The 20,220-nt window shown below is 72.2% G+C and carries 16 protein-coding genes and 1 pseudogene; 6 read left to right on the forward strand and 11 right to left on the reverse strand.

Annotated elements, in window-relative coordinates; all coding sequences use genetic code 11:
• Positions 1-80 precede the first annotated feature (80 nt).
• Together STRNI_RS17235 and STRNI_RS17240 are read right to left on the reverse strand one after the other, a co-directional pair.
• Positions 81-1,379 (reverse strand): ATP-binding protein, encoded by a 1,299-nt coding sequence (locus STRNI_RS17235; protein WP_093637750.1) that lies wholly within the window; start codon positions 1,377-1,379, stop codon positions 81-83.
• A 167-nt stretch (positions 1,380-1,546) separates the two neighbouring features.
• Positions 1,547-3,283 (reverse strand): serine/threonine-protein kinase, encoded by a 1,737-nt coding sequence (locus STRNI_RS17240; RefSeq protein WP_277413264.1) that lies wholly within the window; start codon positions 3,281-3,283, stop codon positions 1,547-1,549.
• Positions 3,284-3,615: 332 nt separating this feature from the next.
• On the opposite strand from STRNI_RS17240, the gene STRNI_RS17245 reads away from it, so the two are divergent.
• Positions 3,616-5,052 (forward strand): PspC domain-containing protein, encoded by a 1,437-nt coding sequence (locus STRNI_RS17245; RefSeq protein ID WP_277411548.1) that lies wholly within the window; start codon positions 3,616-3,618, stop codon positions 5,050-5,052.
• A complete protein-coding gene (locus STRNI_RS17250) occupies positions 5,049-5,270 on the forward strand; it encodes a hypothetical protein (RefSeq protein WP_159486663.1) in 222 nt (73 codons plus the stop codon). Before STRNI_RS17245 ends, STRNI_RS17250 begins: the two co-directional genes overlap by 4 nt.
• A 323-nt stretch (positions 5,271-5,593) precedes the next feature.
• Here the strand turns inward: STRNI_RS17250 and STRNI_RS17255 are convergent, their stop codons facing one another.
• The 3 genes from STRNI_RS17255 to STRNI_RS17265 form a co-directional block, all read right to left on the reverse strand.
• On the reverse strand, positions 5,594-6,139 hold the full coding sequence (locus STRNI_RS17255) for a TQO small subunit DoxD (RefSeq protein WP_018089596.1): 546 nt from the start codon (positions 6,137-6,139) through the stop codon (positions 5,594-5,596).
• Positions 6,140-6,458: 319 nt separating this feature from the next.
• Positions 6,459-7,733, reverse strand: coding sequence for a hypothetical protein (locus STRNI_RS17260; RefSeq protein ID WP_277413265.1), 1,275 nt, complete (start codon positions 7,731-7,733; stop codon positions 6,459-6,461).
• Positions 7,734-8,722: 989 nt separating this feature from the next.
• Positions 8,723-8,881 (reverse strand): hypothetical protein, encoded by a 159-nt coding sequence (locus tag STRNI_RS17265; RefSeq protein ID WP_018089598.1) that lies wholly within the window; start codon positions 8,879-8,881, stop codon positions 8,723-8,725.
• Between STRNI_RS17265 and STRNI_RS17270 the strand changes: the two genes are divergently transcribed.
• On the forward strand, positions 8,880-9,638 hold the full coding sequence (locus STRNI_RS17270; protein ID WP_018089599.1) for a bestrophin-like domain: 759 nt from the start codon (positions 8,880-8,882) through the stop codon (positions 9,636-9,638). The two genes, STRNI_RS17265 and STRNI_RS17270, sit on opposite strands and share 2 nt — an antisense overlap.
• Before the next feature lie 97 nt (positions 9,639-9,735).
• On the opposite strand, the pseudogene STRNI_RS17275 reads toward STRNI_RS17270, so the two are convergent.
• A pseudogene (locus STRNI_RS17275) lies at positions 9,736-10,557 on the reverse strand (class II aldolase/adducin family protein); the annotation flags it as partial.
• A gap of 110 nt (positions 10,558-10,667) precedes the next feature.
• Here STRNI_RS17275 and STRNI_RS17280 point away from each other — a divergent pair.
• On the forward strand, positions 10,668-11,177 hold the full coding sequence (locus STRNI_RS17280) for an SRPBCC family protein (protein ID WP_159486665.1): 510 nt from the start codon (positions 10,668-10,670) through the stop codon (positions 11,175-11,177).
• On the opposite strand, the gene STRNI_RS17285 is transcribed toward STRNI_RS17280, so the two are convergent.
• The 4 genes from STRNI_RS17285 to guaA form a co-directional block, all read right to left on the reverse strand.
• Positions 11,089-12,234: an ornithine cyclodeaminase family protein gene (locus STRNI_RS17285; protein WP_277411549.1), complete on the reverse strand. Its 1,146-nt coding sequence runs from the start codon at positions 12,232-12,234 to the stop codon at positions 11,089-11,091. The genes STRNI_RS17280 and STRNI_RS17285 overlap by 89 nt on opposite strands.
• Entirely contained in the window at positions 12,231-13,364 is a 1,134-nt protein-coding gene (locus STRNI_RS17290) for a pyridoxal phosphate-dependent aminotransferase (protein WP_277411550.1), read from the reverse strand. The genes STRNI_RS17285 and STRNI_RS17290 overlap by 4 nt, the downstream gene beginning before the upstream one ends.
• A gap of 5 nt (positions 13,365-13,369) precedes the next feature.
• The gene (locus STRNI_RS17295) at positions 13,370-14,014 is read right to left on the reverse strand and encodes a helix-turn-helix transcriptional regulator (RefSeq protein WP_148589973.1); all 645 of its coding nucleotides are present in this window, start codon (positions 14,012-14,014) and stop codon (positions 13,370-13,372) included.
• A 134-nt stretch (positions 14,015-14,148) separates the two neighbouring features.
• The gene (guaA, locus tag STRNI_RS17300; RefSeq protein ID WP_159486671.1) at positions 14,149-15,735 is read right to left on the reverse strand and encodes a glutamine-hydrolyzing GMP synthase; all 1,587 of its coding nucleotides are present in this window, start codon (positions 15,733-15,735) and stop codon (positions 14,149-14,151) included.
• Between the two features lie 250 nt (positions 15,736-15,985).
• On the opposite strand from guaA, the gene STRNI_RS17305 reads away from it, so the two are divergent.
• The gene (locus STRNI_RS17305) at positions 15,986-16,279 is read left to right on the forward strand and encodes a chorismate mutase (protein WP_018089606.1); all 294 of its coding nucleotides are present in this window, start codon (positions 15,986-15,988) and stop codon (positions 16,277-16,279) included.
• Between the two features lie 891 nt (positions 16,280-17,170).
• Positions 17,171-18,265 (forward strand): ICP22 family protein, encoded by a 1,095-nt coding sequence (locus STRNI_RS17310; protein WP_266445714.1) that lies wholly within the window; start codon positions 17,171-17,173, stop codon positions 18,263-18,265.
• 88 nt (positions 18,266-18,353) lie between these two features.
• On the opposite strand, the gene STRNI_RS17315 is transcribed toward STRNI_RS17310, so the two are convergent.
• A complete protein-coding gene (locus STRNI_RS17315; protein ID WP_381845305.1) occupies positions 18,354-20,216 on the reverse strand; it encodes a GMC family oxidoreductase N-terminal domain-containing protein in 1,863 nt (620 codons plus the stop codon).
• Between the last annotated feature and the right edge of the window lie 4 nt (positions 20,217-20,220).

Genomic DNA, 20,220 nt, shown 5'->3' on the forward strand with positions numbered 1-20,220 from the left:
CCGTCCCTCGGTGTCTGCCCCGCCATCATCCCGTGCACCGCCGCGCGCTGTCGCCTCCGGCCGCCCCTCGCCCGGCCCGGTCATATCCCGTGCTCCGTCGCCGCGCGCTCCATCTCCAGCTCGACGACCGTGCCGCCCTCGGGGGCAGAGCGCAGCCGGGCGGTGCCGCCGTGGCGCTCCATACGGCCGATGATGGACTCCCGTACGCCCATCCGGTCCGCGGGGACCGCGTCCAGGTCGAATCCGGGGCCGCGGTCACGCACCGAGACAAAAACCGAGCGGCCCTCCACCTCGGCGAACACCTGCACCGCGCCGCCCTCTCCGCCGTATTTCGCGGCATTGACCATCGCCTCGCGTGCGGCCTGCATCTGGGCGCCCAGCGGCTCGTCCAGCGGGCAGTCGCCGACGACCACGACCTCGATGGGGACACCGTGGTCGTCCTCCACCTCGGCGGCGGACTTGCGGACCGCCTCCGCCAGGGTGGCCGGCTCCTCGTCCTCCTCCTTGCCGCGGCCCTCGGGCTTGTAGAGCCAGGCACGCAGCTCACGCTCCTGGGCGCGGGCCAGCCGCGCCACCTCCCGGGGGTCGTCGGCGCTGCGCTGGATCAGGGTGAGGGTGTGCAGGACCGAGTCATGCACATGGGCGGCCACTTCGGCGCGCTCCTGGGCACGGATGCGCATCAGCCGCTCCTCGGAGAGATCCTGGGCCATCCGCACCAGGTAGGGGCCCGCCAGCAGCGCGATGCCGACGACGACGGCGAGCGCGGCCTGCAGCACCGAGCCGAGATGACGCACCGACCCCTGCAGCACGACGATGCCGGTCACCCCGACGCCGACCAGCAGGACACCGGCCGCGCCGCGCAGCATCGTCAGCAGGCCGTTGCGGCGGCCGAGCTCCAGCCACTGCGCACGGCGGGAGTTGTCCGCCTGCCGCCACACCAGGGCGACACCGGCGCCGATCAGCAGCACCGGCCAGAGATAGCCGTCGGCCTGGCCCAGCTGGAAGCGGGAGGCGACGATCGAGGCGCCGATGAGCAGCGCGATCAGCGCGAAGACCTGGCCCTTGTCGGGGCGGTGCCGCAGCCGGAGGCGCCTGCCGTCCGCCGGGGCGGGCTGCCGGTGGTCCACGCCGCCGACGCCCAGCGGGACGAAGAACCAGAACGCGGCATACAGCAGGGCGCCCATCCCGTCGGCCATGAACAGGGCCACGAACACGATCCGCACCCAGGAGACCGGCAGTCCGAGATGGCCCGCGAGCCCCCGCGCGACGCCACCGAGCAGCCGCCCGTCAGCGCTGCGGTAGAGCTTGCGCACAGGCGGGTCGTCGGGGTCCGGCGCCGGGGCGTAGCTCGTCTCGGCGCGGGGCGGTGCGGTGGTCATGTGCTCGATCGTCACACGGCGCCGGGGCCCAGGGCATCAGGGTCGTCCCTGAACCTGTCCCTGACGTTTCCGGGGTGTGGTCAGGGGCCGGGCGCCGGCGACGGCCCGACGGGCCTGCAGCGCCCGCCCCGGCCCACCGCGCTCCGGTGCCTCAGTCTTTCGGTGCCTCAGCTCTTCGGGTCGGTCCTGCGGAAGCCGTCCCTCACCACCGAGAAGAAGGGGCTCCCGAACTTCGTCCAGTTGGCCTCCGGCGCGGTCACGGCGATCGCGTACTCCTTGCCGCCCTCACGGCCGAACCCGAGGTCGTACGTCCGGAACGTACGGGCCCGGCCCCCGAAGGTGTACTCCCAGACCGCGGCGGGCTCACCCTGGTACACCGTCTTCTGCATACGCAGCAGCGAGTAGACGGGGGTATTCGCCTTGAACGCGGCCTCCACGTCCTTGAAGTGCTGCACGTGGTCCCCGGAGGAGAAGTCCAGGACGCTGAGTGTCAGCCTGGCATTGTCCGACTCCGAGTAATAGACGATCTGCCGGCCGCTGTCGTCGACCTTCCGCTGCCACCCCTTGGGCACCGGGAGGGTGACGCCGACGGCGGACTCCGTGGCCTTGCGGTAGCCGTCGGGAAGGGGCGGCGGCGGTCCGATGCTGTTGTCCGGGACGCCGGAGGGCTTCGGGGTGCCCTTGTCCGCCGCCGCGTTGGACGCGCCGGCCTCATCGGGGCGCATCAGGTACCAGGCCGTGCCCGCACCGCCCCCGGCGAACAGCAGCCCGACGACGCTCCAGACCACGACCCGGGCGACACGCCGCCTACGAGGTGTCTTGCCGCCGGACAGCGCCTCCGTACGGTCCCCGTTGGCCCGCCTGCCGACCGCCCCGTCCGGGAGAGCCATGGGGCCGGTCACGGCGCTGCCGCCGACGTCCGTATCCGAGCCCGTGTCCGAGCGCGCGCCCGTGGTCGTGCCCGCACGGGTCCCGGTCCCGGTGCCGGTTCCGGTGCGGTCCGACGTGGCGCCCGCCGCGCCCGTGTGCGGCACCGGACGGGTCGGAGCCTCCGTCTGCTCGCCCTGCGTAGCCGTTTCCGGCGTACCGCGTCCGACCGTGCCCAGTGCCAGCGTCGGCCTGCCGTACAGCGCCGTGTCCGCATCGGCCTCGGCGGCCCGCAGCGCCTGTTCGACGACCTCGGCCGTCGGGCGGTCGGCCGGCTCCTTGGCGAGCAGCGCCTCGATCAGCGGGGTCAGCACCCCGGCATTGCGCGGCGCCTCGAGCGGGTCCATGGCGATCGCGTACGCCGTCTCGACCGCGGTGTCCTTGCGGAACGGGGGCCGTCCCTCGACCGCTTGATAGAGCGTCGCTCCCAGCGCCCACAGGTCGGATGCGGGCCCGGGGCTGCCGCTCCTGACCCGCTCGGGCGCCAAGTAGTCGATGGAGCCCACCAGCTCACCCGTTTTGGTGAGCGTGGAGGTACCGCTGGCGACCGCGATGCCGAAGTCGGTGAGCACGACCCGGCCTTCCTCACCGAGCAGCACATTGCCCGGCTTGACGTCACGGTGCAGCACACCGGCGGAGTGCGCGGCACGCAGCGCCGCCACCATGCCGCGTCCGATACGGGCGGCCTCGCGCGGCGTGACCGAACTGTCCTGCAGCGCGGCTTCCTTGATGAGATCGCCGAGTGTCGTCGAGGGGACGTACTCCATGACGATGCACGGCATCCCGGCGTCGTCCACGACGTCGTGCACCCCCACCACATTGGGGTGGTTGATGCGCGCCGCGGCCTGCGCCTCACGGGTGGTGCGCTCATAGCGCCTCGCCAGTTCGTCCGCATCGAGATACGGCGCCACATGCAGACGCTTGACCGCGACCTGACGGCCAAGGACCTCGTCCCGGGCCCGCCAGACGGTTCCCATACCGCCCTGGCCTATCCGCTCAACCAGGCGATATCGCCCGGCGACCAGTCGCCCCTCGTCCACCGACGCCGCCTCCGTCACCGCACGCCCCTCCGGAAACCCGTACGTATCCAGGGCGCAACGATAGTCGCCCGCGCCGGTGGAAAGCCCTCCGGCCACCGTCCGTCCGCACCCGTGTTCCGGCCGGACCCACAGGGCCGGGGGCATATGCGAATGCACGAGGGGTTTCGGGACCCCCCAGGGGCATCTCGGGGCCGGCATCAGGGGATCTCAGGGATCTGCCAGGGTTTCCACTGATGCCGGGAGTGCGTTGCCCTTGTCACCATGAGCCCATGAACGATGCAGCCCACGTCGAGGAGTCGGCGCCCTCCGACCCCGCCGGCTCCGCCCCGTCGCATCCGCCGCTGCGCCGCAGCCGGCGGCACAAGGTGATCGGCGGGGTCTGCGGCGGGCTGGGCCGGCAGTGGGATCTCGATCCGGTGATCTTCCGGGTGGTGCTCGCCGTGCTGTCCGTCGGCGGCCTCGGGCTGATCGCCTACGGCTTCGCCTGGCTGCTCATCCCCCTCGACGGCGAGGACGAGAACGAGGGCCGCAGGCTGCTCTCCGGCCGTGTCGAGGGACCCGCGCTGACGGCCCTGCTCCTGGCGCTGATCGGCTGCGGACTGTTCCTGACGACCCTCGCCAAGGGCAGCATGATGTCGTTCGCCATCATGCTGACGCTGGCGGCGGCCGGTTCCGCCCATTGGTCGCGCCGACGCCGGCAAGTGGAGGCCGAGGGCCCGCAGGCGAGGGACACCGCCACGGCCCAGGCCGTCGCCGACGCCCCGCCCGAGACCAAGGCGCCCCCGGTGCCCGCCGGCCCCTCCTGGTGGCGGGCCCAGCGCGGGGAGGCGGCCGGTCCGGGCTATCTGTGGGGGCCCGACACCACCCCGCTCCCCCTCGACATCACTTACCGTGCCGAGCACGGCGTGGCCACGGCCCCGTACGGGCACGACGGCCGGTCCGACGCGGGCCGTCCGCCCGGGGCACCCGTGCCGCCGGGCGGTGCGCCGCCGGCCCGCGACCCGCGCCGGGGCCGCCGCAGCGGACGCCCGATCGGAGGCTGGGCGTTCCTGCTCGCACTGCTCGCCGGCTGCGGCACCGCGCTCGCCGTCTCCCGCCACGACGGCCCGGTGCCGGCCCTCCAGGCGGGCCTGGCGTGCGCGCTGGTCGTCTTCGGTCTCGGGCTGGTGCTCAGCGCCTGGTTCGGGCGCACGGGCGGCGGCACGGTCTTCATGGTGGTGCTGACGGCCCTGCTGCTGGCGGGCGCGACGACGCTGCCCGACAACCTCACCGCCCAATGGCAGAAGCGCACCTGGTCCCCCACCACCCTCAGCGCCGTCCAGCCGCAGTATGAACTCGGTTCGGGAGAGGGGGAGCTGGACCTCACCGCCCTCCCCCTCAAGCCGGGCAGTACGGTCCACACGGGCGCGGAAGTGGGCGCCGGCCGCCTTCAAGTGACGCTGCCGCACGGTGTCACCGCCCGTCTCCATATCTCGCTCGGCCTCGGCGATGTCCAGCTGCCCGGCGAATCGCCCCACGACGTGGACCTCACGGCGGGCGGGCAGCGGACGGTCACCCTCCCCGCCGACGGCCTCAAGAAGGGCGAGAAGCCGCGCGGCTCGGTGGAGCTGAACCTCGAACTCGGCGCCGGCCAGGTCGCCGTCGAACGCGCCGCACCGGCCCCCGCCGCGCCGGCCGCCCCGACCACCCAGGGAGCCCACCGGTGAAGCGCCATCCCTTCGCACCGGCCCGCCTGATCTCGGGCCTCACCGCCCTCACCCTCGGCACGGCCTACGGCCTCGACGCCCTCGGCCACTGGCACGCCCCCGGCCCCTGGCTCTTCCTCACCCTCCCCGCGGGCCTGCTCCTTTCCGGCATCACCGCCGCCGTCTGGCCCTCGACCCGCCGGCGGCACACGGACCCACCACCCCCGACGGACTCATGACACACACCGACCGGGAGCCCCGTTGCCCCGCCACGGCGCGAACGACTCCGCGACGGCGCGAACGGTCCCGCCACGGCGCGAACGACCTCGCCACGGCACGAACGGCCCCGTGACGGCGCGAACGGTCCCGCCACGGCACGAACGACCCCGCGACGGCGCGAACGGCCTCGCCATCCCGCCCGTCACGACCACGCCCTCCCCTAGGCATGTCGCCCGTCACCAACGTGCCGGGACAACACACCTAGGGCCTCTCCGCCCCCCCCGATCCACCCGATCCACCCGATCCACCCGATCCACCGGACAGGCACCAGGAGGTGTCTCCCCTAGCCGAACAGCTGCGCCCCGTGCCGCTTGCGGCGGTTGGCCAGGGCGGCGTCCAGGGAGAACCTCGGCGTACCGGCCAGCAGGAGCGGGACCCAGGCCATCAGGTAGGCGAGGTCATTGCCGTAGTAATAGGGCGTGGTCGCCCAGCTCACGGTGAGCCACAGCATCAGCGAGATCAGCGCACCGCCGAACGCCGCCAGCCTTCCCAGCAGACCCACCAGGATCCCGAGGCCCACCGCCAGTTCACCGGCCGCGATGGCATAGCCGAAGCCCACCGGACTCTTCTGCGCGATCTCCACGAGCTGCGGCAGCGCCGCCGCGTCATGGACCTGACGCAGCATCTCGCCGAGCGAACCCGCGCCACTGGCCGACAGGAACGCCGGATCCGTCAGCTTGTCGATGCCCGCATAGAGGAAGGTGGCCCCCAGGAAGAGCCGCAGGGGGAGCAGCGCATGGCGCGCCAGCTGCCCCCGCAACCCGGCGCCGGCACTTTCGACGCCCGCCCCTCCCAGATCGGCACCGATCGTACGATTCGCGTGCACCATGACGTCCGCCTCTCCGTTGCCACCGGGCGCAGACGATTGTGCCCGCGCCCGCGCCTCCTGGGGAGATACGTACGCACGTGCGCAAGAGGTTCAACGGACCGATGCACTTCAGGCAACTGCGGCACACAGAATCGTCACGCAACAGCGGCACCACCCGTACCGGTCGTACCGGCCACCCCGCCCGCACCGGCCACACTGCCCGCACCGCCCGCATTGCCCGCACCGGCCGCACCAGCGGCACTGCCTTCACCGCCCGCACCGGCCGCCGCCCGACGACCAGCCCTCCCCCGACGACCAGCCCTCCCCCGACGACCGGCGCTCAGTCCAGGACGTCGATCGGGTAGCCGTCCGTCTCCACTCCCGCCGCCGTGACCACCCGGACCTCCACCCGGCCGGGTTCGACATCGACCGGCACCGGGACCGTCAGCACGCCGTCCGTCGGATTGGCGAAGCCGCCGGCCACCGGGACCAGCGGGACGGGGACATGCACGTCACCGATCCGTACGACGGTCCGGGCGAGTCGGTCGGGAGTCCCGGCGCCCGGCGGCACGAAGCCGGCGCCACGGATCTCGATGTCATCGCCGGTGCGGACCGGCGCGGCGAGATCCCCCAGCTCACGGGAGCGGACGACCGAGAGGATCACCGGACGGCCGCCCGTCATCGCCTTCCCCGCCAGATACATCGCCCCGGAGAGCACCAGCAGAACCACCAACCCCCAGGGCAGCTGCGGCAATTGCTCCGGCCGCCCGGCCAGCCGGACCAGCGCGCACCCCAGCACGACCGCATGCACCAGGACGTACTGCACGTCCAGGAGACTGCCCCGCCCCGCGTCGTCCGCCAGCAGATCGGCGGCCCGCGGCCGCTCCGCGGGAACCTTCTGCAGCCGCCCCGACCGCACCCGCGAGGCCACCAGCCCGTGCGCCAGCACGGCCACCCCGCACCCGACGGTGAGCGCCAACAACAGGGCCCCGGACCGTTCGAGCGCCAGCCCCTGGAGGAGCCCGCGCCGCTCACCCGGGGCCGCGGCCGCCTGCTGTACGGCCACCGTCAGGACGGCGTACAGCACCGCGGCCGCCCAGCCCGCCGCCACCGTCCGCGAGGTGGACAGCCGTCCGTCCTCGCCGATCAGCGGTGCCAGCGCCCCGCCGTGCGCCCGGTGCCGCCAGGCCGCCGCCGTCAGCCCCAGCGCCAGTACGACGGCCGCGAGCAGCCCCGCCGTACGGGCCACCGTCCAGCCGGTGCCGAGGGCGGTCAGCGCCTGCCCGAGCAGCAGGGCCACCACCGCGCCCCAGACGACGAGCAGAGTGCGCCACCGTACGGCCGCCAGCCAGGCCGCCTTTCCGGCGGCCCGCCGCTGGGCTACCTCCCGTGCGGACAGCGTCAGTTCGTCGGAGACCCACTGCCGGGCCGCACCCGCGGAACGTGCGAGTCCGGCCGGCACCCCGCGCCCGGCGGCGAAGTCCTCGCGGAGCGCGACAAACTCGGCAACCGCCTGCTGATGCCCGGCACGGGCCCCGTGCGGGCACCGTCCGCATCGGCACTCGCCGCCGGCGGCGCGCTCCGCACCGTCCCCCGGCTCGCCCGTTCCGGCCATCCTGCCCGCCGCTTCCACCGACACGTCCGCTACCGCCCGCCACCACTGATCATCAACTTGACCTATACGCAGGGGAATTGTGCCCCACCCCGGCAGGGCGGACATCAAACGTCCAGTTGGTGGCGGGTGGCGGGCGCATCGGCGCGTTGACGTATGACAACAAACGAGCCCCTCCCGCCCCACAGACCCCAACAGCAGCGCCCGACACCGCGCCCCTCCCCCGCCTGCACACCTGACCGGCGCACCGATCACGGAACCCCGGCGCTTCCCCTATTCGGGCGAACCGGGCCACGGCGAAGGCTGAGCGGTCGGCGCACTGCGCAAGCTTCCGCCGTGCGTTACATATACGGATTCCACTACGGATTCCACGGATCACACAGCCGCGATGACCTGGACGGAGCGCAAGCTCAGCGGAGACCACATTCTCAGCGGAGCCCGCAAACTCCGCAGAGACCGCAATCTCAGCGAAGCCCGCAAGCTCCACGCAGACCACAAGGACCGGGTAAACGGGAGGGACCGCGGAGACCGGCAGGGCCGCGCCTCGGTTGCGGGCCGGCGTCCGTCGCCGCGTTCCTCCTGCTGGCCGGGATCGCCGCGCTGCTCGTCGTCGCGCCGGCGGCCACCGCTCATGGCCGGCCCAACCGCCCGGTCACCGGCGACAACTGCGCCTACGCCGGAACGGCGCCGCCGGTGGACGTACCGACCGGCTTCCCCATGCCCCACGACTGGCACTTCCCCTGCACCGCGACCAAGCCCCCGCCGACGCCCTCCCACGCGCCGGCACCCCGCCCCCACGTCCCCAAGCCCGCACCACCACCGCCGCCCGCCCCCGCACCCCGGCCGACACCGCCCCCGCCGCCACCGCCCCCACCCCCCACTCCGCGCGCCCGCCCGGCGGCACCACCGCCCGCGCCGAAGTCGAAGCCGAAACCGAAGCCCACGCCCGTCCTCCGCCGTCCGGCGTCACCACCGCCCGCCCTGCCCCGCAGCTATGCGCGGCCGTACCACCGGCCGCACAACGGGCGCTCCATGGTGACAACGACCTTGCTGATCACCGCCCCGGCCGTGCTGGCCGGCGCCGCCCTCCGTCCCCGTTCGAGCTCCTCGTCCGGTTCCGCCGGGCGCCGTTCCTCGTAGGAGGTCCCCATGTCGCAATGGCTGGTGCTGACCATCGCCATGGCCGCTGCCTGCGGCGTCGTCCTGACCATCACCGTGCTCAAGGAGCGCCGGGTCACCGAGGACGACGACCCGTCCGAAACACCCGATGTGATCGAGTATCTGACGATGATGGTGGGGGTGGTGTACGCGATCGTGCTGGGTCTGGCCATCGCCGGTGTCTGGGAGGCCAGAAGCGCGGCCGAGGACACCGTACGGACCGAGGCGCAGGCCCTGCACGAGGTCAGCGCGCGGGCCCGGGCCTACCCCGCGCCGGTGCGGGACCGTATCCGCGCGGACGTCAACGCGTACGCGAGCCATGTGGTGCACAAGGAGTGGCCGGTGATGGCCGAGCGGGGGGAGCTGACCCCGCGCGGCACCGAGCTGCTGACGAAGGTCCGGGCGGATGTCACCGACTACCGTCCGCGCAACGACTTCGAGGGGCAGTCGTACCAGCCCCTCGTCGACCAGGTCGCGGTGGCCGACGGGGCCCGCGCCGCCCGTGCGGACGCGGCCGAATCGACGCTGCCGGGGGTGGTGTGGTTCGGGCTGATCATCGGTGGCGCCATCTCGATCGGTGTCATGTTCACCCTGCAGATCCGGCGCTCGGGGCGGGAGTTGCTGATGGCCGGGCTCTTCAGCGCGCTGATCGCCTTCCTGCTGTTCCTCGTGTGGGACTTCGACGCACCGTTCAGCCGCGGCATCTCGGCAACGGCCGCGCCGTTCCTCGATCTGTTCCCGCATCCGTGAGGCGCGGTGCCCTGCGGGACCTCGGTACGTCCCCCCGCAGGGCACCCGCCCTGGCACTTCGCACGCCCGCCGACCGCCGGCCGCCGGGAAGGGCTCCCTAGTCGAAGAGATCCGGCTCGCTGCGCACGATCTGCTGGTACAGCGGCTGGTAGTTGATCCAGGCGACCAGGTCGTTGCCCAGCTGTTCGCGGGTGTGGACGGCGTTGTGGTGGTCGATCAGCACCGGCTTGCCGGCGGCCTTGGCGGTCAGCTGGACCTGGCAGGAGCGCTCCATCGTGAGGAACCACCACGCCGCCGCGTCCACCGAGTCGCCGACCGTCAGCAGCCCGTGGTTGCGCAGGATCACCGCTTTGTGGGGCCCGAGGGCGGCCGCGATCCGCCGCCCTTCCTCCTCGTCCACCACCACGCCCGTGTAGTCGTCGAAGAGGGCATGGTCCTCGTAGAACGCGCAGACGTCCTGGGTGATCGGCTCCAGCAGCTCGCCCAGTGAGGACAGCGCCCGGCCGTAGGTGGAGTGGCTGTGTGCCGCCGCGATGACGTCGGGGCGGGCCCGGTGGACCTGGGAATGGATGGCGAACGCCGCCTGGTTGACGTGGTAGCGGCCCTCGACGACCTTCCCCTCCGCGTTCACCAGGATCAGATCGCTGACCGTGAGGTGCCGGAACGACATCCCGAAGGGGTTGACCCAGAAGCAGTGGGGGAATTCCGGGTCGCGCACGGTGATATGGCCCGCGACGCCCTCCTCGAAGCCATGGCGCCCGAAGAGACGCAGCGCCGCGACCAGGCGTTCCTTGCGGTGGCGCCGTTCGCCCTCGACGGTCTGATGCGTCGGCGGCATCGCGAAGTGCAGCTGGTCGGTGGGCACGGGCGTCGGCTCGGGCATCGCGGCTCTCCTCCTGGCACGTACGGCTCTTGATGCTCGATGCGGAAGCTACCTTCCACTACCGCAGGTAACCAGGGCCGCGACCAACGCAGCTGCGGCTGGCTGCATGATGAGGGCACCAGCAACGGCAGCAGAGGGGACACACCATGAGGGCCATATCGGTCAGCAGGGACATCGTCGCCGCACCACGGCAGATCTTCGCCGTCCTCCGGGACCCGGCCCGGCATGCCGAGCTGGACGGCTCGGGCATGCTGCGCGGCCGCCCGCAGGGGCCGTCGCCGCTGGGCCCCGGCGACCGGTTCAGCATGGGGATGGCGCAGGGACGCATCGCGTACCGGTCGGTGAATGTCGTGGTGGAGTACGAGAAGGACCGGCTGATCGCCTGGGAGACCTGGGGCGAGTTCCGCGGCCGGCGGCTGGTCGGCGGGCAGCGCTGGCGCTACGAGCTGACCCCCGTGAACGGCACGGAGGGCACGGACGGCTTGGACGGCACGGACGGCACGGAGGGCGGGGGCACCACCCGGGTCACCCACACCTATGACTGGTCGCGCGCCCGGCTCCCCCGTCTCATCGTCGAACTCCCCGGCTATCCACGGCGGATGGGCCCGGCGATGACCACGACGCTGGAGCGGCTGGCCTCGGCCGTACGGGACTGAGGGCGCGGCCACTGGCCGTACGGGACCGAGGACACAGCCACTCCGCGCCACCGTCCCTCAGGCCGCGGCGCAGCGCGCGGAGCCGGGGCCGCGCCAAGGCCCCGCCTCCTGGTCGTTCACCCGTGAGCCGGCCGAGGACGGCTGAGGCGAGCGCCGCGTCGAGCGCTCCGACACCGGTGAGGTCGGCGACCGTGATCGCGGTGTCCGGCCGGTCGACGGGCGCCTTGAGCAGCAGGCCGGCCGCGATGTCGCCGTCCTCGGCGGCGGCCCCGGCGCGGACGGCATGGCCGAAGTCTCCGTGGTCGAGGCACTGGTCGTGGTCATCGGTGGCGACGATCCGTGCGCGGTGGAAGAGCGCGGGCGGCAGCTCGTTCTTGTGCGGCATGTCCGTGCCGATGCCGGTCACATGGGCGCCCGCGCGCACCCGGGCGGCGTCCAGAACGGGCGACCTGGCCGGCGTCGCGGTGATGATCATGTCGGCCTCTGCCGCCTCCTCCGCGGCAGCGGGCCGGGCGGCCAGACCGTGTGCACCGAGTACGTCGCACAGGGCCCGGGCCCTGTCCGGGGAGCGGCCATGGACCAGCACCGCGCCGACCGGCCGGAGTTCGGCCAGCCAGAGCGCCTGGAGGCGGGCCTGTTCACCGGTGCCGAAGACGGCCAGCGTGCCGGCAGCGGGCCGGGCCATGGCATGGGTCAGCAGCGCGCCCGCGGCGGCGGTGCGCCAGGCGGTCAGCAGACCGCCGTCGTCGAGGAGCGCGCGCGGCTGTCCGGTGCGGGCGCTGACGACGCAGACCAGACCGTGGTTGGCGGGGAGGCCCAGCGCCGGATTGCCGTAGAAGCCGGTCGCGATCTTGACGGTGAAGTCGGCGGCGCCGCTGATCCAGCCGGCTTTGACGTGACAGTCCCCGTCGGCCTCGCGGAAGTCCAGGTGCAGTGGCGGCGGCACATGGGTACGGCCCTCCGCGTGCGCGATCAGCGCGTCGCGGACGGTCTCCAGGACCAACTGCGGCCCGGCGGCCCGCTCGATGGCGGCCGCGCCGAAGACGGGGAGCGTCATCGGCGCGCCCGCATCCAGTCGGCGAAGGCCGCCAGGCCCTCTTCCGGGTCGCGGCGGCCGATGCCGATGCGGAAGCGGTCGGCGGGGGTGGCGGTGAGTTCGGAGCGGTAGATGCTCGCGGGCAGCAGCAGGACTCCGGCCTCCTCCACCAGGCGGGTGCAGAACTCCTCCACTCCGTCGGCGCCGAGGTAGCGGGGGTAGGCGACGCATCCGCCGTCCGGCGGCTGCCAGGCGAAGTCGTCCGCGAACTCGGCGAAGAAGGCCTCGAAAGCGGGCAGATTGGCCGCGATCAGGGCCCGGTTGCGGTGCAGGATCGTCTCGCGGGCCTTGAGCGCGATACGGGCCAGGACCTCGCTGGGCGCGGAGTTGCAGATGGTGGTGTAGTGCTTGGCCCGCTCCAGACGCGCGCGCAGCGCACGGTCGCGGCAGGTGATCCAGCCGATGCGCAGTCCGGGAAGCCCCAGGGACTTCGAGGTCACGTTCAACGACAGTGCGCGCGCGGACACATCGGCGGCCTGCGGCAGGGTGCGGGCCGGGTCGCGTTCCAGGCCGCGGTAGACCTCGTCGCTGAACAGGTGGATACCGCGCTCATCGCACAGGCGGGCCAGGGCAAGGAAGTCGGCGGCGTCGATGACCTTGCCGGTCGGGTTGTTGGGGAAGTTCACCGAGACGACCCGGGTGTTCGGCCGGATCGCCGCCGCCACCTCGCCGAGGTCCAGGGCCCAGTCCCGGTCCGCGTCGAGGGCCACACCGGTGACCTCGCACAGCGCCAGCGGCACGGTCTCGGCGGCCTGGTAGTTCGGGGTCACCACCACCGCGTGGTCACCGGCCCCGAGCAGCACGTTCATCGCCAGATACAGGGCTTCCTCGGCACCCGCGAAGCAGATGACGTCGTCCGCCCCGGCCTGCTCGTACGTCTGGGCGATCACCTCGCGCAGGGCCGGGTCGCCGAAGGTCTCGGTGTAGCCCAGGGACAGGTTCTCGAAGGCCTCCCTGTCCTTGTCGTCGGCCAGCCCGAGCAGCTCGCTGAGCGTCATGGTCTGGACGTCGGAGGCGGTCAGGTGGTGGCGGGCGGTGAACTCCCAGCGGGAGAAGTACGTTTCGAGGCGGAAGTCGGGCAGCCGGGTCATGACGGTCAGTCCTTTGCGCTGGATGCTCTGAGCTCGGCCAGCAGGCCGTAGACGGTGGACCGGGACACCCGCAGGGCCCCGGCGACGACCGGCGCGGCGCGGCGCACGGCGAACACCCGCGCCTCGTCCAGCCGGCCGAGGACGGCCAGGCGGTCCTGGCGGGTCATGCGCTCGACGGGACGGCCCGTTTCGCGGACGTGGCTGCCGACGATGTGCTGGATACGCTCGGACCAGTCCTGCTCGAACAGCGGCTCGGGACGCTGCACGGTCGGGGCGCCGAAGGCGGACAGCACCGCCGCGGCCTGTTCCAGCGGGGTGCGGTCGAGATTGATGCACAGCACGGCCGACGGCCGGTCGTGCGCATCCCGCAGGACCGCGCTCACCGACGACAGCCGGCGGCCGTCCGCGAGCAGCTTCTCGTACGGCCCGTACACGCCCTGCGGCGACGGGTCGAGCTCGTCCAGTTCGCCGAGCAGCGAGGGGTCTCCCGGGCCGCGGGAGCTCATCGGATTCCAGATGTCCAGGACCCGGTCGGTGTCCGGATCGTGCAGCACCACCTCGGCGTACGGACCGAGCAGACGCGCGACGGCCTGGCACACCGGCGCCCACATCCGCACCCGGGGGTCCGGCGCCTCTTCTGCTTCATCCACGCTTGGACTGTACGTCCAGACTGGACAGAAAGTCTATGAGAGGTCCGCCCACCAACAACAACGCCGCCGCTCAGCAGACTGAGCGGCGGCGTTGTCAGACGACCGGCGGGATCACCCCGGCCCGACGGGTGGGGTCACTCCCACTCGATGGTGCCCGGGGGCTTGCTGGTGACATCGAGGACGACGCGGTTGACGTCGGCGACCTCGTTGGTGATGCGGGTGGAGATCCGCGCCAGCACGTCGTACGGCATCCGCGTCCAGTCCGCGGTCATCGCGTCCTCGGAGGAGACCGGGCGCAGCACGATCGGGTGGCCGTACGTACGGCCGTCGCCCTGGACGCCGACCGAGCGGACGTCGGCGAGCAGCACCACGGGGCACTGCCAGATCTCGCGGTCCAGACCGGCCGCGGTCAGCTCCTCGCGGGCGATGGCGTCGGCCTCGCGCAGCAGGTCCAGGCGGTCCTTGGTGACCTCGCCGACGATCCGGATGCCCAGGCCGGGGCCGGGGAACGGCTGGCGCTGGACGATCGCGTCCGGCAGGCCCAGCTCGGTGCCGACCATCCGGACCTCGTCCTTGAACAGCTGCCGCAGCGGCTCGACGAGCTCGAACTCGATGTCGTCGGGGAGCCCGCCCACGTTGTGGTGCGACTTGATGTTGGCGGTGCCCGTACCGCCGCCGGACTCGACGATGTCCGGGTAGAGCGTGCCCTGGACCAGGAACGCGACTTCCTCGCCCTCGGCGCCGGCCTCGGCGACGAGCTCGGCCTGGGCCTGCTCGAAGACGCGGATGAACTCCCGGCCGATGATCTTCCGCTTCTGCTCGGGGTCGCTGACCCCGGCCAGTGCTGTCAGGAAGCGCTCCTCGGCGTCGACGACCTTCAGCTGGACGCCGGTGGCGGCCACGAAGTCCTTCTCGACCTGCTCGGACTCGCCCTTGCGCTGGAGACCGTGGTCGACATAGACGCAGGTCAGCTGGTCGCCGATGGCCTTCTGCACGATGGCAGCGGCCACCGAGGAGTCCACGCCGCCGGACAGTGCGCAGATGGCGCGCTTGGTGCCGACCTGGGCGCGGATCGCGGCGACCTGCTCCTCCACCACGCTGGTGGTGGTCCAGCTGGGCTCGATGCCCGCACCGCGGTAGAGGAAGTGCTCCAGCACCTGCTGGCCGTGCGTGGAGTGCATGACCTCGGGGTGGTACTGGACGCCGTAGAGCTTCTTCTCGTCGTTCTCGAAGGCGGCGACCGGGACCACGTCCGTGGACGCGGTGACCGTGAAGCCCTCGGGGGCGGCAGAGCAGGCGTCGCCGTGCGACATCCACACCGACTGCTCGGTGGGGGTGCCCTCGAAGAGGGTGGAGCCGGGGCGGGAGACGGTCAGCGGGGTACGGCCGTACTCACGGGCGCCGGTGTTGTCGACGGTGCCACCGAGGGTGGTGGCCATGAGCTGGAAGCCGTAGCACATGCCGAAGACGGGGACACCGGCCTCGAACAGGGAGCGGTCGAGGCTGGGGGCGTCCTCGGCGTAGACCGACGAGGGACCGCCGGAGAGAATGATCGCCTTCGGGTTCTTGGCGAGCATCTCCGCCACCGGCATGGTGGACGGCACGATCTCGCTGTAGACCCGGGCCTCACGGACCCGTCGGGCGATGAGCTGGGCGTACTGTGCGCCGAAGTCGACTACGAGGACGACGTCCGGGGCAGCGGCAGGGGGCGCTGATGGCACTTCGGCGGCCTTCCGGCGGTGTGGAGCAGGGGTTGGACTTTCGATTCTAACGGGCTCATACTGAGCCCCATGAACAAGCAGCTGACCTTCGTCTTTACCTATGGCACCGGCCCAACCGGCTGCCATGGTCGTGCTGCTTGATCCACTGACGAGCAACTTCCCAGGCGCCCCGGGCCGACAAGGTCCGGGGCGTCTGCGTCTGTCGGGACCGATCGTCGGCTCCGGGGCCACCCACCCCAGGAGATACGCCATGAGCACCCGGACCCGCACCGCCCCTGACACCGGCGCCCACTCCCCCGAGGCCGCCGGGATCATCACCGACGCACGGCAGCGGATCGACGATCTCGACGGCCACATCATCGGCCTCGTCCAGGAACGGATGGCCGTCTCGGCCGTCATCCAGCGCGAGCGCATCACCTCCGGCGGCCGGCGGGTGAACCTCGCCCGCGAGATGGAGATCCTCGCCCACTACCGCGACCAGCTCGGCAAGCCGGGCACCGCGCTGGCGAAGACACTGCTGGAGCTGTCCCGGGGCCAGATCTGAGGCAGGCACGGGTCAGCAGCGTGGCCGGTTCTGGCTGGTGTTCGGTCGGTTTCGCGGACCGGTGGGGCGCGTGGCAGGACGCTCGCGCCCCGGCGCAGCTGCCGGATCTGCGTTCGGTTGCCGACTCACCCGTACGGCGCGTGACCGGCCGCTGCGAGGCTTCGTTGTTCCCGGTGCCACGCCAGCCAGGTGCGGCCTGCAGGACTACGCGTAGACGCCGCCTCACGGGCGGAAACCCGGAGCGATGAGACGCCGGCCGCCAGCCGCGGCCCGCGTCGTGGGACCTCGCTCCGGTGCCGTGGCCGGTCAGCAGGGGACAGCAGCCCGGTCACATCCGATGGGGTGGTCGGTCCTGGGGACGCCCGGGACCGACCGCATCCGGTCGAAACGGTTGCGCCAGGTGAGGCGTATCCAGGACGATGCTTGACGTACGACGCACCGCGTCCGGTGGGGACCTTGCACTGCCATTGGTCCGACCATCGCGGACTCCGCACCATCGCGCACCACCCCCCCGAAAGCCAGCGGCGCTACCCCCCCAGCGCCGCCCCTCGGTGCCGGCGCTGCCCTGACGCCGGCACCGAAAGCCAAGGGCCCCGTGACCGTCCGCAACCCCCCTCGCGGACGGTGTCCGGGGCCCTTCGCTGTGCCGGGTGTGCGCCCGGCGCACACCCACCCTCCAGCCAGTGCTGTGCACTGCCTTTGTGAATCCTGTGAGGCTGCTGTGACGGGTGTGATCGGCATCACGGCGGCATTTCTGGTTGAGTGAACAACCTTTTTCGGCCATGGCCGGTCATGTACCTGCAATCGCACGGCCATCCCGCGCCCCACCGCGACGGCCCGCAACCCACTTGTGCCGGACACCGGCACTTTGGACCCCGAGAGGTCTTCTCGATGAAGCTTCGCCGTGCCCTGACGGCTGCCGCCGTGACGGCCGTCATAGCCCCCGCCGCTCTGCTGGCGGCCCCCGCCGCGTACGCGACCGGTCCCGAGACCGAGGCCGGCGCGAGCGCCGAGCCCACACCGGGCACCCCTGGCCCGGAGCAGTCCGACGAGCCCACCGCCCAGCCGGAGACCCCGGACGCCGGTGACGAGAACACGACGGACGACACCACCCCGGGCGACACCACGCCGGGTGACGACACCGAGTCCGGTGAGGAGACCGGGACCGGTGACGGCGCCGAGCCGTCCACCCCGGGCACCCCGGGCGGCGAGACCAAGCCGAGCGGCACCCCCAAGTCCTCCACGTCGGCCGAGCCCACCGAGCCGGGCGAGCCCGGTGACGAGGACGAGTGCACGGTCGACGACGCCGCTATCAAGGTGACCGTCGCCAACCTGCCCTCCAAGCTCGTCGCGGGCGGCGGCTGGAAGGGCTTCAGCGTGCAGCTGGCCAACACCACGGACCAGACGCTGGACGAGGTCTACCCGGTCATCTACGCGGTGCCGACCGGCGACATGGACCACCCCAAGTCGCAGCTCGACCTGGAGTACCAGAACCCGGACACCGGCAAGTGGACCTCGTTCGACGAGTGGACCGACGGGGAGTACTTCGGCTGGTTCCAGCTCGACGCGCACCAGACCGCCGAGCTGAAGCTGCGGATCCGCGCCGACAAGGGCGCCACGCCCGGTGACGGCTTCGCGCTGGTGGCGGGCGACTACCAGAACAAGGACGGCTCCTGCGGCTGGTCCGAGGAGCAGTGGTACGACTTCACGATCCTGCCCGCCGGCAGCGACACGGGCGAGATCCCGCCGGCCAAGCCCGGTAAGCCCGGCAACAAGCCCGGTACGCAGGGCGGCGGAAAGCCGGTCAACAACGGCAAGCCGAAGGACGGCATGGACAAGCTGCCGGTGACCGGCAACCTGGCCGAGACCGGTGCCTCCTCCGCGCTGCCGACCGTCGGCATCGTGGGCGGGGTCGCCATGGTCGTGGGCGCGGGCGCGATCTTCGTCGTCCGCCGCCGTAAGACGGACGGCGCCGCCGCCGCGTAACGGCAGGCGCAGAAGGGGAGGGCCGCACCCGGTTCCGGGTGCGGCCCTCCGCCGTGCTCGCGCAGGACGGGACCCGGCGGAACGAGACCTAGGTGAGCGACTTCTTCGGCGGGACCGGCGGGACGGCGAGGAACGGCAGGTTCAGTGCGCCGAACGCCTTCTTGGGGACCGCCGGGCGGACCGGTTCGACCGGCGCCAGCCGCCGGTAGGCCCCGCCCGGCGCGGGGCGCGGGTCCGCCTCGCCCTTGTTGGGCCACAGCGACATCGCGCGCTCGGCCTGCGCGGTGATGGTCAGGGACGGGTTGACGCCCAGGTTGGCGGAGACCGCGGCGCCGTCGACGACCGAGATGCCCGGGTGGCCGTAGAGGCGGTGGTACGGGTCGATGACGCCGTGGTCGGCGTCCGCGCCGATCGGACAGCCGCCCAGGAAGTGCGCGGTCAGCGGCGTCCCCATCAGCTCGCCGACATTGCTGCCAGCGAAGCCGTTGATCTCCTGGGCGAGCAGGGTGGCCGCCTCGGTGGCCTCGGGGATCTGCTCGGGGTTCGGCGCGCCATGGCCCTGGCGGGCGGTGAGCAGGCCCTTCCCGAGGCCGTCCGGCTTGCGGTAGGTCGTCAGGGAGTTGTCCAGCGACTGCATCACCAGGCCGATGATGGTGCGCTCCGACCAGCGGCGGTTGGAGAGCGACCGGAGCAGCAGCAGCGGATGGCGCAGACAGTTCGCGGCCCAGCGGGTGGCGCGCGAGCCGCGGCCGTCGACGGGCACCTGGAGGATGGACATCGCGCCCATCGCGTTCGAGCCCTTGCCGTAACGGACCGGTTCGATATGGGTGTTGCTGTCGGGGTGGATGGACGAGGTGATCGCGACCCCGCGGGTGAAGTCGGCCTTGGTGCCGTGCCGCTTGCGGTAGCGGCGGTTGTCGGTCTGCGCGCCCACGAGCGCCTCGGAGTTCGTCCGGGTCAGCTCGCCCAGCCTGCCGGAGAGGCCGGGCAGCAGTCCGCTGTCCTTCATCTTGTGCAGCAGGGTCTGGGTGCCGTACGTGCCGGCGGCGAGGACGACCCGGCGGGCGGTGAAGGTGCGGCCCCGGCCCTTGCGCTTGTTGTCGGTGGGGAGGGTGCCGACGGCGAAACCGCCGCGCGAGTCCTCGGTGACGGTGACGACCGAGGTCATCGGGTGGATGACGGCACCGGCCCGCTCGGCGAGGTGGAGGTAGTTCTCGTTGAGGGTGTTCTTGGCACCGTGCCGGCATCCGGTCATGCACTCGCCGCACTCCGTACACGCCTTACGGGCCGGGCCCTGGCCGCCGAAGTAGGGGTCGGGGACCTCCGTGCCCGCAGCCGCCTTCGACGTCCCGTCCGCGTCCTCCCCGTCCCCGAAGAAGACCCCCACCGGCGCGAGGTGGAAGGAGTCGCCGACGCCCATCTTCTCCGCGGCCTCCTTGAGGTGGACGTCGGAGGGCGTCATCGTCGGGTTGAGGCGTACCCCCAGCATCCGCTTGGCCTGGTCGTAGTACGGGGCCAGCTCCTCCTGCCAGTCGGTGATGTGGCCCCACTGCCGGTCCTCGAAGAACTGCTTCGGGGGGACGTAGAGGGTGTTGGCGTAGTTGAGCGAGCCGCCGCCGACGCCCGCACCGGCCAGCACCATGACATTGCCGAGCAGATGCACCCGCTGGATGCCGTAGCAGCCGAGCGCCGGGGCCCACAGGTAATTGCGGATGTCCCAGGAGTTCTTCGGCAGGGTCTGCCGGGTGAAGCGGCGGCCGGCTTCGAGGACGCCGACACGATAGCCCTTCTCGGTCAGCCGCAGGGCGGAGACCGCGCCGCCGAAGCCGGAGCCGACGACGAGCACGTCGTAGTCGTAGCCGTCGTCGGGGACACCGGTGGCGTCGGGGGCGTCGGGGACCTCCCGGTCGCCGTCGCCGTCCTGATTCCGGGCAGAGTTCTCCTGGGGCACTGGC

This window comes from Streptomyces nigrescens (genome assembly GCF_027626975.1).
In the GTDB taxonomy this organism is placed as follows: domain Bacteria; phylum Actinomycetota; class Actinomycetes; order Streptomycetales; family Streptomycetaceae; genus Streptomyces; species Streptomyces nigrescens.